The sequence below is a fragment of the Hydrogenophaga sp. L76 genome, assembly GCF_057654755.1.
Window position 1 is genome coordinate 1,945,899 of sequence record NZ_CM172807.1, and the last position, 12,957, is coordinate 1,958,855.

At 65.7% G+C, this 12,957-nt stretch carries 11 protein-coding genes and 1 pseudogene; 2 read left to right on the plus strand and 10 right to left on the minus strand.

Features of this window, described 5'->3' with window-relative positions; genetic code table 11:
• Positions 1–34: 34 nt before the first annotated feature.
• From AC23D4_RS09290 to AC23D4_RS09315, 6 genes are all read right to left on the minus strand, one after another.
• Positions 35–745: a phosphoglycolate phosphatase gene (locus AC23D4_RS09290; protein ID WP_472888326.1), complete on the minus strand. Its 711-nt coding sequence runs from the start codon at positions 743–745 to the stop codon at positions 35–37.
• A gap of 126 nt (positions 746–871) precedes the next feature.
• On the minus strand, positions 872–2,953 hold the full coding sequence (tkt, locus tag AC23D4_RS09295; RefSeq protein WP_472888327.1) for a transketolase: 2,082 nt from the start codon (positions 2,951–2,953) through the stop codon (positions 872–874).
• Between the two features lie 145 nt (positions 2,954–3,098).
• Positions 3,099–3,974 (minus strand): phosphoribulokinase, encoded by an 876-nt coding sequence (locus tag AC23D4_RS09300; protein WP_472888328.1) that lies wholly within the window; start codon positions 3,972–3,974, stop codon positions 3,099–3,101.
• Between the two features lie 35 nt (positions 3,975–4,009).
• Positions 4,010–5,107 (minus strand): class 1 fructose-bisphosphatase, encoded by a 1,098-nt coding sequence (locus AC23D4_RS09305; RefSeq protein WP_472888329.1) that lies wholly within the window; start codon positions 5,105–5,107, stop codon positions 4,010–4,012.
• A 46-nt stretch (positions 5,108–5,153) separates the two neighbouring features.
• Positions 5,154–5,837, minus strand: coding sequence for a ribulose-phosphate 3-epimerase (gene rpe, locus AC23D4_RS09310; RefSeq protein WP_472888330.1), 684 nt, complete (start codon positions 5,835–5,837; stop codon positions 5,154–5,156).
• A gap of 40 nt (positions 5,838–5,877) precedes the next feature.
• Positions 5,878–6,582, minus strand: coding sequence for an HAD-IA family hydrolase (locus AC23D4_RS09315; protein WP_472888435.1), 705 nt, complete (start codon positions 6,580–6,582; stop codon positions 5,878–5,880).
• Between the two features lie 168 nt (positions 6,583–6,750).
• Between AC23D4_RS09315 and AC23D4_RS09320 the strand changes: the two are divergent.
• Positions 6,751–7,445: pseudogene (locus AC23D4_RS09320) on the plus strand (LysR substrate-binding domain-containing protein); the annotation flags it as partial.
• A 74-nt stretch (positions 7,446–7,519) separates the two neighbouring features.
• Positions 7,520–7,654 (plus strand): hypothetical protein, encoded by a 135-nt coding sequence (locus tag AC23D4_RS09325; RefSeq protein WP_472888441.1) that lies wholly within the window; start codon positions 7,520–7,522, stop codon positions 7,652–7,654.
• Positions 7,655–7,712: 58 nt separating this feature from the next.
• Here AC23D4_RS09325 and AC23D4_RS09330 read toward each other — a convergent pair whose 3' ends face one another.
• The 4 genes from AC23D4_RS09330 to AC23D4_RS09345 form a co-directional block, all read right to left on the minus strand.
• Complete coding sequence (locus tag AC23D4_RS09330; protein WP_472888331.1) at positions 7,713–8,246, minus strand: porin family protein; 534 nt, start codon at positions 8,244–8,246, stop codon at positions 7,713–7,715.
• A gap of 120 nt (positions 8,247–8,366) precedes the next feature.
• Entirely contained in the window at positions 8,367–9,317 is a 951-nt protein-coding gene (gene trhO, locus AC23D4_RS09335; RefSeq protein ID WP_472888332.1) for an oxygen-dependent tRNA uridine(34) hydroxylase TrhO, read from the minus strand.
• A gap of 43 nt (positions 9,318–9,360) precedes the next feature.
• Positions 9,361–10,461 (minus strand): patatin-like phospholipase family protein, encoded by a 1,101-nt coding sequence (locus AC23D4_RS09340; protein WP_472888333.1) that lies wholly within the window; start codon positions 10,459–10,461, stop codon positions 9,361–9,363.
• 75 nt (positions 10,462–10,536) lie between these two features.
• Complete coding sequence (locus AC23D4_RS09345) at positions 10,537–12,948, minus strand: Tex family protein (protein WP_472888334.1); 2,412 nt, start codon at positions 12,946–12,948, stop codon at positions 10,537–10,539.
• Positions 12,949–12,957: the final 9 nt, after the last annotated feature.

Genomic DNA, 12,957 nt, shown 5'->3' on the forward strand with positions numbered 1-12,957 from the left:
CTCCTCGATGGATAAAGAAAATAAGAAAAGGCGTTCAGGCACTCGCCGCGGTGTCGCGGGCCGAGAGCGAGGTGGTCAACGCCGAAAAGTCGGGGATCACGCGGTCGGGGTTGCAGGCCTCGATGGGCTCGCCCATGTTGTAGCCATAGGGCAGCGCCCAGACGGCGATGCCCGCGTTGCGTGCGGTGGCCACGTCGATACTGGAGTCGCCCACGAACAGCGCACGATCACTGCTCATGCCGAATTGCTTCAGGCAGTCGGTGATACCAGCCGGGTTGGGCTTCTTCACCGGCAAGGTGTCGCCGCTGATGACGCGGTCGAACAGGGGTGCCATCTGGTGCGCATCGAGCACCGTCTGGGTATAACGCCCTTCCTTGTTGGTCATCACCACCAGCTTCACGCCCGCAGCGCGCAGCGCCTGCAGCGTTTCGCGCACGTGCGGGTAGAGGTGGCTGCGGGTGCCGCAGCGCTGCTGGTAGTGCTTGCCGAACTCGTGCTCGATGAGCTTGAAGCTGTCGGACTGGCGCACCGTGTCGGCCGTGGTGTCGCCGGTGAAGGCGAGCGCCTGGATCAGCAGCTCGCGCGTGCCGTGGCCGATCCAGTCGTTCACCTGTTGCTGGGTCACCGGCGGCAGGTCGAACTGCTTGAGCGTGTCGTTCACTGCGTCGGCGATCTCGGGCGCGGTCTCGATCAGCGTGCCATCGAGGTCGAACAGGATGAGGTCGTAGGGATATTTTTCAGTCACATCAAACACCATCAGATTGAAGAAGCGTTGCGGGCGATGGGCAGCTCACCCAGAGCGCCGCGGAACTGGCTTTGCCAGGCCGCAGGCGCTGCCCCTTGAGGGGCGAAGCGCAGCGACGGGGGTGGTTCAGTGCGATCCGACAACGATGTGCTCGGGCAACGCTTCTTCGCGGCGGTGCGCCGCGCGGTGCACCAGGGTGCGCACGGCATCGCACACGCGGGCGCTGGTGATGCCGAAGTGCTGGTACAGGTCTTTCGCCGGGGCAGATTCGCCGAACGTCGCGATGCCGACCACCACGCCGGTGCGGCCCACGTACTTGCGCCAGAAGTCCGGGTGTGCAGCCTCCACCGCCACCGTGGGCAGCGACAGCGGCAGCACCATGTCCTGGTAGGCCTCGGACTGGCGGTCGAACACGTTGCTGCTGGGCATGGACACCACGCGGGTGCTGATGCCTTCGGCAGCGAGCGCCGCGTGGGCTTCCATCGCCAGCGAGGTTTCGGAACCGGTGGCCAGGATCACGGCCTTCGGGTGTTTGCCTTCGGCCAGCACGTAGCCGCCCTTGCGGATCTTCGCGACCATGGACACGTCGCTCAGGCGCGGCAGGTTCTGGCGCGAGAGACACAGCGCGCTCGGGCCGTCACGGCGTTCGATCGCGCATGCCCAGGCCACGGCGGTCTCCAGGCCATCGGCCGGACGCCACACGTCCAGGCCGGGAATGATGCGCAGGCTGGGCACGTGCTCCACGCTCTGGTGCGTGGGACCGTCTTCGCCGAGGCCGATGGAGTCGTGCGTGAACACGTGGATCACGCGCAGCTTCATCAGCGCGGCCATGCGGATCGCGTTGCGGCTGTAGTCGGAGAACGTGAGGAAGGTGCCACCGTAAGGGATGTAGCCGCCGTGCAGCGCGATGCCGTTCATGATCGCGGCCATGCCGAACTCGCGCACGCCGTAGCTCATGTGGTTGCCCCAGGCGTCGCGCCCGGCCTTCACGCAACCTTTGAAGTTGGTGAGGTTGGAGCCGGTCAGGTCGGCACTGCCGCCGAAGAATTCGGGCACCAGCGGTGCCAGCACGTCGAGCGCGTTCTGGCTGGACTTGCGGGTGGCGAAAGCGTCGGCCTTGGCGGCGATGGCTTCCAGCACTTCGGGCAGCTTGTCGGCGAACGCGGGCAGCAGATCACCGGCCATGCGGCGCTCGAACTCGGCCGCTTCCAGCGGGTACTGCGCGCGGTAAGCCTCGAAGCGTTCGCGCCAGGCGCGCTCGGCCGCAGCGCCGCGCTCGGTAGCGTTCCAAGCGGTGGCGATATCGGCCGGAATCTCGAACGGCGGTGCGGTCCAGCCCAGTTGTTCGCGGGTGGCCTGCACCTCGGCCGCACCGAGTGCGGCGCCGTGCACGTCGTGCGTGCCGGCCTTGTTGGGCGATCCCATGCCGATCACGGTCTTGCAACAGATCAGCGTGGGTTTGCCGTGGGGCAACACACCCTGCTTCTTCGCCTCCAGCAGTGCGGCTTCGATGGCGGCGGGGTTGTGACCGTCCACGTTGGGGATCACGTGCCAGCCGTAGGCGTCGAAGCGCTTGGGCGTGTCGTCGGTGAACCAGCCTTCGACGTGGCCGTCGATGGAGATGCCGTTGTCGTCGTAGAACGCCACCAGCTTCGAGAGGCGCAGCGTGCCGGCCAGCGCGCAGGCTTCGTGGCTGATGCCTTCCATCATGCAGCCGTCACCCAGGAACGCGTAGGTGTGGTGGTCGACGATGTGGTGGCTGACGGTTTCGTCTTCGCGGTTGAACTCCTGCGCGAGCAGCTTCTCGGCCAGCGCCATGCCGACCGCGTTGGTGATGCCCTGACCCAGTGGGCCGGTGGTGGTTTCCACACCGGGGGTGATGCCCACTTCGGGGTGTCCCGCGGTCTTGCTGTGCAGCTGGCGGAAGTTCTTCAGCTCGCTCATCGGCAGGTCGTAGCCGGTGAGGTGCAGCAGCGCGTAGATCAACATCGAGCCGTGGCCGTTGGACAGCACGAAGCGGTCGCGGTCGGGCCAGTGCGGGTTGGCCGGGTTGTGTTTGAGGTGGCGGTTCCACAGCACCTCGGCAATGTCGGCCATGCCCATGGGCGCGCCGGGGTGGCCGGACTTGGCTTTCTCGACGGCATCGACAGCGAGCATGCGGATGGCGTTGGCCATCTGGCGGGCGAGTTCGGGGGAAGGTGTGGTCATGGTCTGTCCTTGGGATGCTTTTGTCTCGAATCTCAATACCGGCGGCGCGAGGTGCCTCCAACCGGGAACGCGATGGACCCGGCTGTGCCGGGCCACTCGCGTTGCCCCCTGGGGGGTGACGCGCCATCAGGCGCGGCGCAGGGGGTCAACCCGCTCTTTTCTTGCGCTCGACCATGCGCCAGATGAACGGCGTGAAGATCAGCTGCATCGCCAGCTCCATCTTGCCGCCCGGCACCACGATGGTGTTGGCACGACTCATCATGGAGCCGTTGATCATGCTGAGCAGGTACTGGAAGTCGATGCCCTTGGGCTGGGCGAAACGGATCACCACCATGCTCTCGTCGGCGGTGGGCACGTCGCGCGCCACGAAAGGGTTGCTCGTGTCCACGATCGGTACGCGCTGGAAGTTCACATGCGTGTGCTGGAACTGGGGGGTGATGTAGTTCACGTAGTCGGGCATGCGGCGCAGGATGGTGTCGGTCACCGCGTCGGCGCTGTAGCCGCGCATGTTCTTGTCGCGGTAGAGCTTCTGGATCCACTCCAGGTTGATCACGGGCACCACGCCGACCAGCAGGTCCGGGTACTGCGCCACGTTGTGCTCGGGCGTGACCACGGCGCCGTGCAGGCCTTCGTAGAACAGCATGTCGGTGCCATCGGGCAGGTCTTCCCAGGCGGTGAAGGTGCCCGGGTCCTGCTTGTAGGGCGCTGCCTCTTCGGCGTTGTGCAGGTACTTGCGGCACTTGCCCTGGCCGGTTTCGCTGTAGGTGCGGAACAGGTTCTCGATCTCGCCGAACAGGTTGGCCTCGGCACCGAAGTGGCTGAAGTTGTTGTTGCCGGCTTTTTCGGCCTCGGCTGCTTTCACCTTCATCTCCTTGCGGTCGAAACGGTGGAAGCTGTCGCCTTCGATGATCCCGGCCGTCACGTTCTCGCGGCGGAAGATGTTCTGGAAGGTGCGTGTGACGGTCGAAGTACCGGCGCCGCTGGAACCGGTGATGGCGATGATGGGATGGCGTTCTGACATGGTGTTGTCCCCGGAGATGAAAGTTGGGTGTGCGATCAGGCGCGGAAAAGGGAGCGTTCTGCGAACAAAGGATTGCTGTCGTCCTTGTAGGCGCCCGGCTCGCTGTGGTAACGCTCGATGCGCTCCACTTCGTTCTTGCTGCCGAACACAAAGCCGATGCGCTGGTGCAGCGCGGTGGGCTTGACGGTCAGCACGGGCTCGCGGCCGGTGCTGGCGCGGCCACCGGCCTGCTCGATGATCATGCCCACCGGGTTGGCTTCGTAGAGCAGGCGCAGGCGCCCGTGTTTGGCGGCGTCCTTGGTGTCGCGCGGATACATGAAGATGCCGCCGCGCATGAGGATGCGGTGCGCCTCGGCCACCATGCTGGCGATCCAGCGCATGTTGAAGTCCTTGCCGCGCGCGCCGGTCTTGCCGGCCAGGCACTCGTCCACATAACGTTTCACCGGGGCTTCCCAGAAGCGGCTGTTGGATGCGTTGATCGCGAACTCGTGGGTGTCTTCCGGAATCTGCAGGTTGGGGTGCGTGAGCATGAACTGGCCAAGGTTCGGGTCCAGCGTGAAGCCGGCCACGCCATTGCCCACCGTGAGCACCAGCATGGTGGTCGGGCCGTAGAGCGCATACCCGGCGGCGAGCTGCTGCGTGCCGGGCTGCAGGAAGTCGGCCTCGACCACATCGCGCCCGCTGTCGATCACGTCCTGCGGTGCGCGCAACACGCTGAAGATGCTGCCCACGGTGACGTTCACATCGATGTTGCTCGAACCATCCAGCGGGTCGAACACCAGCATGTATTTGCCGCGCTGCATGGTGGCCGGGATCTGGTACGGGTGGTCCATCTCTTCGGACGCCATGCCCGCCAGATGACCGCCCCACTCCGTCATCTGCGTGAAGTACTCGTTGCTGATGACGTCAAGCTTCTTCTGTTCTTCACCCTGCACGTTCACGCTGGTGGTGACTTCGGGCGCCGGCTGACCGAGCATGCTGCCCAGGTCGCCAAAAGCCACCGTGCGTGCGATGGCCTTGCAAGCCAGGGCGACGTCGAGCAGCAGCGCGTTGAAGTCGCCGCTGGCGCTGGGAAAACGGCGGCGTTGTTCGATCAGGTATTGCGTGAGGGTGAAGCGGCGGCGCGTGGTCATGGAGGGCTTTCGTGGGAGTTGTTGAATGGATGGCTGTGGGCGGGCTTCAGGCCAGCGCGTTCTTGCGCAACTGCTTCATGACGGTGTGGTAGCCGCCGTTGTTGTCGGGGGCTCCAAACACGGCACTGCCCGCCACCAGGGTGTCGGCCCCGGCGGACACGATTTCGGCGATGTTGTCCACCTTCACGCCACCGTCCACTTCGAGCCAGATGGTCTGGCCCCCTGCCGCCATGTGGGCATCGATGCGCTCGCGGGCCGCCACCAGCTTGGGCAGGGTACCGGCGATGAACTTCTGCCCGCCGAAGCCCGGGTTCACGCTCATGAGCAGCACCACGTCGAGTTTGTCCATCACATGGTCCATCAGCGACAACGGCGTGGCCGGGTTGAACACCAGGCCGGCCTTGCAGCCGTGGTCACGGATCAGCTGCAGCGTGCGGTCGACATGGCGGCTGGCCTCGGGGTGGAAGGTGATGATGTTGGCGCCGGCCTTGGCGAACAGCGGGATCAGCGCGTCCACCGGTTCGACCATCAGGTGCACATCGATCCCGATCTTCACGTGCGGGCGGATCGCCTCGCACACCAGCGGGCCGATGGTGAGGTTGGGCACATAGTGGTTGTCCATCACGTCGAAATGCACCAGATCGGCCCCGGCGGCCTCGATGGCGCGCACTTCTTCGCCCAGACGGGCAAAGTCGGCAGACAGGATGGAAGGTGCGATGCGGATGGTCATGAAAAGCCTGGAAAGTGAAAGGAAAGATCGCGAAGGCGCTTCAGCGGTTGTGCCATTCCCTGAGCCGCGCCACATTGACTTCGCTCAGGTCGGGCACGACCCGCAGCGCGCCGGTGAAATCGTGGTGGGCAGTGAAACCGTTGGGCGTGATGACGGTGTCCAGACCGGCTGCCCGGGCCGCGCGCAGGCCGTTGGACGAGTCCTCAAAAGCCACACAATCGGCCGCGCGCATGCCCATGTCGGCCAGCACCTTCATGTAGACCTGCGGATTCGGCTTCTTGACCGGGGCATTGCTGGCATCGCCGATGGCCAGAAAATGCGAGCGCCAGTCCAGCCCTATGGCCGAGCGCATCAGTGCCGCGATGTTGACTGGTGAGGTGGTGGTGGCGATGGCCAGTTGCAGGCCCTGGCCACGCGCTTCGTTCATGAGCGCCAGCACGCCCGGGCGCAGCGTCACGGCGCCACTGTTGACGGCGTTTTCGTAGTACGCGGTCTTGATTTCATGCAGGCGGTTGATCGTGTCGCTGACCGCGCCCGCCTCCACCTCTTTCAGGTCCGGATCCACCGAGCGCCAATAGGCCAGCATGCGTTCCTTGCCACCCGAGATATCGAGCAGCTGCGTGTACTGTTCGGTACTCCAGTGCCAGTCCAGACCCTCCTGCTGGAAGGCGTGGTTGAACGCTTCCAGGTGCACACTTTCCGTGTCGGCCAGGGTGCCATCGACATCAAAAATCAGGGCGTTCAGCATGGATTCACCTGTTCAGAAACCCCGAAAACACGGGGTGATGAACGGACTATAGGGATGGACTTAAATAAGGTAAATTCATGATTACTTGCATTTTGGTTAAGAGATTACTTAATTAAGAACACCGCCTTCCGCCAACTCAGGGTTTTCACTGAGGTCGCCAAACCCCTGAGTTTTGCCCGGGCCGCCGAGGTTTTGCACCTCACGCCACCGGCCGTGACCATGCAGGTCAATGAACCGGAGGGCCACGTGGGCCTGCCGCTGTTCGAGCGCAACGGGCGCCAGGTGGCCCTGACCACGGCGGGCGAATACATGCTGGTCGACGCGCGCAAGGTGATCGCCACCCTCAAGGACGCCGAAGACGCGGCCGCGCGGCTGCAGCGGCTGGAGGTGGGCACGCTGACCATCGGCATGGTCAGCACGGCGAAATATTGCCTGCCGCGGCTGCTGGCCGAGTTCCAGCACGAACACGAGGGGGCGGAAATCCGGCTCGCCGTGGGCAACCGGGAGCAGCGGGTGAAGATGCTGCACTGCAACGAGGTGGACATCGCCGTCATGGGCCGCCCGCCCAAGGAACTGGCCACGCGGGCCGAGCCCTTTGCCGCGCACCCGCATGTGCTCGCGGCACCCACCGAGCACCCGCTGCTCAAGGTGGGCCACCCCACGGTGGACAGCCTGCGGCCCTGCGGCCCTGCGGCTTCATCCTGCGCGAGCGCGGATCCGGCACGCGCGCCGCGATGGAAAAATTTCTGGAGACGTCGCGCATGGAGCCGCGCGTGGTGATGGAGATGGCCAGCAACGAAACCATCAAGCAGGCCATGATGGCCGGGATGGGCATCAGTTTCCTGTCGCTGCACACCATCGGTCTGGAGCTGGAACACGGCCTGATCGCCACACTGGGCGTGAAAGGCACACCATCATCCGTGCCTGGAACGTGGTGCACACGCTGTCGAAGCTGCTGTCGCCCGCGGCCGGAGCGTTCCGCTATTTCATGCTGGAGCGGGCCGAGAGCCACCTGGCCGAAAAATACGGCCGCCTGCTCAAGCTGCCGCCAGCGCCGTCCGTGGGGTGAACGGCGGGGCACCACCGTTCTGGCGGACCCGCCAGAACGGTGGTGACGCTGCCTTTCGTCAGAACTTGTAGCCGACCCCGACGGTGACGCCCTTGAGGGTGGTGTCGTCCTTGTCGTGGTAGGTCATGTAGTCGGCGTTGAGCGAGAGGGCGGGGGTGAGCTGGTAGCTTGCACCGAGGCCGTAGGCCACGGAGGTGGCGCTGTCGGTCTCATTGCCGACGGAGAGCTTGGTGCGTGCCGCACCCAGGCGACCGAAGAGCTCCAGCCCTTCAACCACTTCGATCTTGGGCTTGACGAAGACACCGACCATGTTGTCGACCTCGGCCTTGACACCGGAATTGATGCCGTTCACTTTCACGGACGAGTCCTGTGCGCTGAGACCGAGCATGCCCTCGACGGCCAGGTTGCTGTTCAGTTCATAGCCGATGATGCCGCGCACGTTGGACGGTTTGGAGGAGAAATCGAGGCCACCGACACGGCTTTCCAGCTTCAGCGGCGTGTAGCCGACTTCGCCGTACAGGCCCTCGGCTTGAACAGAAGCGGAGGCAGCGGCGAGCGTGGCCACGGCGAACAAAGGAATCAGGCGTTTCATGAACACTCCTTGAGAGTCGTTAGGGCAGGCCAGTCTAGGGACAAACCCGCATGAAAACGCCGTGTGTGTGGAAGCGTTACCCGCTTTACACGGGCGATGCAGTCGCAACGGGCGCTCGGTTCACCGTCGCGGGTCGTGGGTGGGCATGTGCGCACCCACGTGCACTTCCCCGCGCGCCTCGGCGAGCTCGACCTGGCGCTGCCGTTCGGCCAGCTGGGCTTTCTGTTCGGGGCTGCGCTGGTCGTGGCAGTGCGCGCAGCTCACGCCTTTGACGTACAGCGGCGAGGCTTTGTCCTGTTCACCCAGCGGCCAGCGGCAGGAGCGACACAGTTCATGGGGGCCGGGCTGCAGGCCGTGACCCACGCTCACCCGTTCGTCAAACACAAAACACGCACCCTCCCAGGTGCTCTGCTCGGGTGGAACTTCTTCCAGGTATTTGAGGATGCCGCCTTCGAGGTGGTAGACCTCATCAAACCCGTGCATCTTCATCAGCGCGGTGGACTTCTCGCAACGGATACCGCCGGTGCAGAACATCGCGATTCTGGGTTTCCTGTCGCCCTGCAAACCGGGCTGGGCATCAAGCCAGGCGGGCAGTTCGGTGAAGGTCCTGATGTTCGGGTTGATGGCGCCCTGGAACGTGCCGATGGCGACCTCGTAATCGTTGCGGGTGTCGATGAGCACCACGTCCGGGTCGGCCACCAGGGCGTTCCAGTCCTGGGGTTTGACGTACTGGCCCACGGTCTTGTTCGGGTCCAGCCCGGGCACGCGCAAGGTGACGATTTCCTTTTTCAGGCGCACCTTCATGCGCAGGAAAGGCGGCTTGTGGGCCCAGGCCTCCTTGTGTTGCAGCGTGGCCAGGCGGGGATCGGCCCGCAGGTGCGCCAGCACCGCACGCACGCCCGGCTCCAGGCCGGCGATGGTGCCGTTGATGCCTTCGCTCGCCAGCAGCAGCGTGCCCTTGACCTGCTGCGCATCGCAACAGGCTTGCAGCGGTTCGCGCAGCGCCTCGACATCGGGCAGGTCCACGAACTTGTAGAGGGCGGCGGTGAGGTAGCGCGGGACAGATTCCATGGGCGGAATTATCCCCTCGCACCCCGGTACGCGCTGGCCCGCCCTACAGCGCCTCGATGCGCGAAAGGTCGGGTCGCTCCAGCCACTGGGCAAATTCGTCGGCGAGTTGCGCGGCGGCGGCGGTGGCACCGCTCCAGACGCGCTGGCGGCTCGTGATGTCCTGGCCGTAGTGCGTGAAGTCGCCGCGGTCGGGCAGTTTGCCGTTGGGCAGTGTCTTGACCCAGGCCGGGTCGGGCGCGATCACCAGCATGTGGTCCAGCGCGGGGCTGGACCGGTGGCGGCGCTTCCAGGATTTGTCGAGCCAGCCGGGCACCACCAACTGCTGGAAATGCGGGTAGAGCACCAGAGGGGCCACCGGGTTGCTCAGGTAACGCAGGTGCAGGTGGTAGTCGGTGATGCCGCCGTCCCAGTAGGGCCCCGATGGCGCACCCGCAATGCCTTGCACGGGCCGGAGCATGAAGGGGATGGAGCAGCTGGCCTGCAGGGCATCCATGAAGTTGTCTTCGCGCAGGGGCGCCTGACGCGTGCGCAGGTCGGTCGTCTCAAACGGGAGCGACGCATCAGGCCGTGCCGCACCATCCGCTGTGGACGTCGAGAACACGACACGCTCCAGCCAGCCCCCCAGCGCCTGGCGATGAACGGCGTTGGCCACAAACGCACCGAGGTAACCCAGCGGCGTCCGCAGTGGCCCGTCGCGCGCGAGCAGGCGACGCCCACGCGAGGCAACGACGTGCAGCCGGTAGCGCGGGTGCAACAACACCTCGCTGACGCGCCCGCTGAAAAAGGTCTGCAGGTTGCTGCGGAACTGGCCGCTGATCTGTGCCGCCGTCGCGCGCTTCTGGCCCGGGGGCAACGCAAAGTGCTGGGCGATGTAATCGCGCTCCAGCCGTTCCAGCGCGCTGGCGGTGCCCTGCAGGCAGGCGGTCGCCATGCGCCAGGCCCCGATCGAGGCCCCGACCAGGTGCACCGGCTGGATGCTGTGGGTCAGCCAGTGACCAAAGATGAAACGGTCCAGCGGACCCAGTATCAGGCCCTTGGGGCCACCGGCGGCGGCCGGCACCGTGCCCACGTCCTGCGGGCGCAGGCCGTGCTGTTCGATGTGCTGACGTGCCTTGGGACCGGCGTAGAGGCGAAGCGCTTGCATAAGGCCACGATTGTCTCGCAGCCTGAGGCCCATGCGCCCAGGCGGCTCAGCGCCACCCGACGTCCGGGGCCGGATTCAGCCTTTTTTCATCCCCTGCAGACGCGCAAATGCCGAGGCCATGGCCGAAGCCGGCTGCGCGGACGATGGCCCCGCACCGGCCGGGCGACCACCACCGGAGCGTGAGCCCGAACGGGCAGGCTCAAACCGGTTGTCACGCGGCGCCCCGTCGTCCCGTCCGGAACGGGTCGGCGCATCGCCCAGTTTCATGGACAGGCCGATGCGCTTGCGCGCCACATCGACCTCCATCACCCTGACCTTGACGATGTCGCCGGTCTTGACGATCTCGCGGGCGTCGTTGACGAACTTGTTCGCCAGCTGGCTCACGTGAACCAGGCCGTCCTGGTGCACGCCCAGGTCGATGAAAGCGCCGAACTGGGCCACGTTGCTCACCGTGCCTTCGAGGATCATGCCTTCGCGCAGGTCGCTGATGTCGTCCACGCCGTCGTTGAAGCGCGCCACCTGGAAGTCCGGGCGCGGGTCGCGGCCGGGCTTCTCCAGCTCGGTCAGGATGTCCTTGACCGTGATGACGCCGAATTTCTCATTGGCGAACAGCTCCGGGCGCAGGGTCTTGAGCATGTCGGCCCGGCCCATGAGCGTGGCCACGGGCTGGCCGGTCTGGGCGATGATCTGCTCGACCACCGGGTAGGTCTCCGGGTGCACGCCGGTCATGTCCAGCGGGTTGTCGCCCCCGCGGATGCGCAGGAAGCCCGCGCTCTGCTCGAAGGTCTTGGCCCCCAGGCCGGTCACGTCGAGCAGCTGCTGGCGGCTCTTGAAGGCGCCATTGGCTTCGCGCCAGCGCACCACCGACTTGGCCACGGTGGCCGAGAGTCCCGAAACGCGCGAGAGCAGCGGCACGCTCGCGGTGTTCAGGTCCACGCCCACGCCGTTCACGCAGTCTTCGACCACCGCTTCCAGCGTGCGCGCGAGTTCGCTCTGGTTCACGTCGTGCTGGTACTGGCCCACGCCGATGCTCTTGGGGTCGATCTTCACCAGCTCGGCCAGCGGGTCCTGCAGACGGCGCGCGATGGAAGCGGCACCGCGCAGGCTCACGTCCACGTCGGGCATTTCCTGCGAGGCGAACTCGCTGGCGGAATACACCGATGCGCCGGCTTCGCTCACCACCACCTTTTGCACGCCTTCAATGCCGGCTTTGGCCAGCAGCTTGATCAGGTCGGCAGCGAGCTTGTCGGTTTCTCGGCTGGCGGTGCCGTTGCCAATGGCGATCAGGTTCACGCCGTGTTTGCGCGCCAGCAGACCCAGGGTGTGCAGCGAGCCGTCCCAGTCGCGCCGGGGCTCGTGCGGGTACACGGTGGACGTGTCCACCAGCTTGCCGGTGGCGTCCACCACCGCCACCTTCACGCCGGTGCGGATGCCCGGGTCCAGCCCCATCACGACACGCGGGCCGGCGGGTGCGGCCAGCAGCAGGTCGCGCAGGTTGTCGGCAAACACCTTGATCGCCACCGCCTCGGCGCTCTCGCGCAGGCGGGCGAACAGGTCTCGTTCGCTGGACAGGCTGAGCTTGACGCGCCAGGTCCAGGCCACACACTTGCGCAGCAGGTCGTCGGCCTTGCGGCCCTGGTGGCTCCAGCCCAGGTGCAGCGCGATGCGGCCCTCGGCCAGCGACACCGTGGGCGCCGGCTTGCCGCTGGCCAGCAGCACGGCTTCGGGCTCGGGCAGCACCAGCTTGGCATCCAGGATCTCCAGCGAGCGGCCACGGAACACGGCCAGCGCACGGTGCGAGGGCACGCGGCTGATCGGTTCGTCGTAGTCGAAGTAATCGCGGAACTTGGCCACGTCGGGGTGGTTCTCGTCTTTGCCCGCCACCAGCTTGCTCTGCAACAGGCCTTCGGCCCAGAGCCATTCGCGCAGGTTCTGCAGCAGCGCTGCGTCTTCGGCCCAGCGTTCACTCAGGATGTCGCGCACACCGTCGAGCACGGCGGGCACGGTGGAAAAATCAGCGCCGGGCTTGCCGTCGTCCAGCACCTCGGGCGGCTTCGTGAAGGCCGCGGCCTCGGCCATCGGGTCCAGTGTCGGGTCGGCAAACAGCTTGTCGGCCAGCGGCTCGATGCCGAACTCGCGCGCGATCTGGCCCTTGGTCCGGCGCTTCTGCTTGAACGGCAGGTACAGGTCTTCCAGTTCCTGCTTGGTCGGCGCGGCGGCGATGGCGGCTCGCAGCGCGGGCGTCAGCTTGCCCTGCTCGTCGATGCTTTTCAGCACGGTCGCGCGCCGGTCTTCGAGCTCACGCAAATAGCCCAGGCGGTATTCGAGTTCGCGCAGCTGGATGTCGTCCAGGCCGCCGGTGGCTTCCTTGCGGTAGCGCGCGATGAAGGGCACGGTGGAGCCACCGTCGAGCAGCTCCACAGCCGCCTTGATCTGGTGAACGCCGACCCGGATTTCCTGCGCGATCTGCGCGATGATGGTGTGCATGTGACCCCT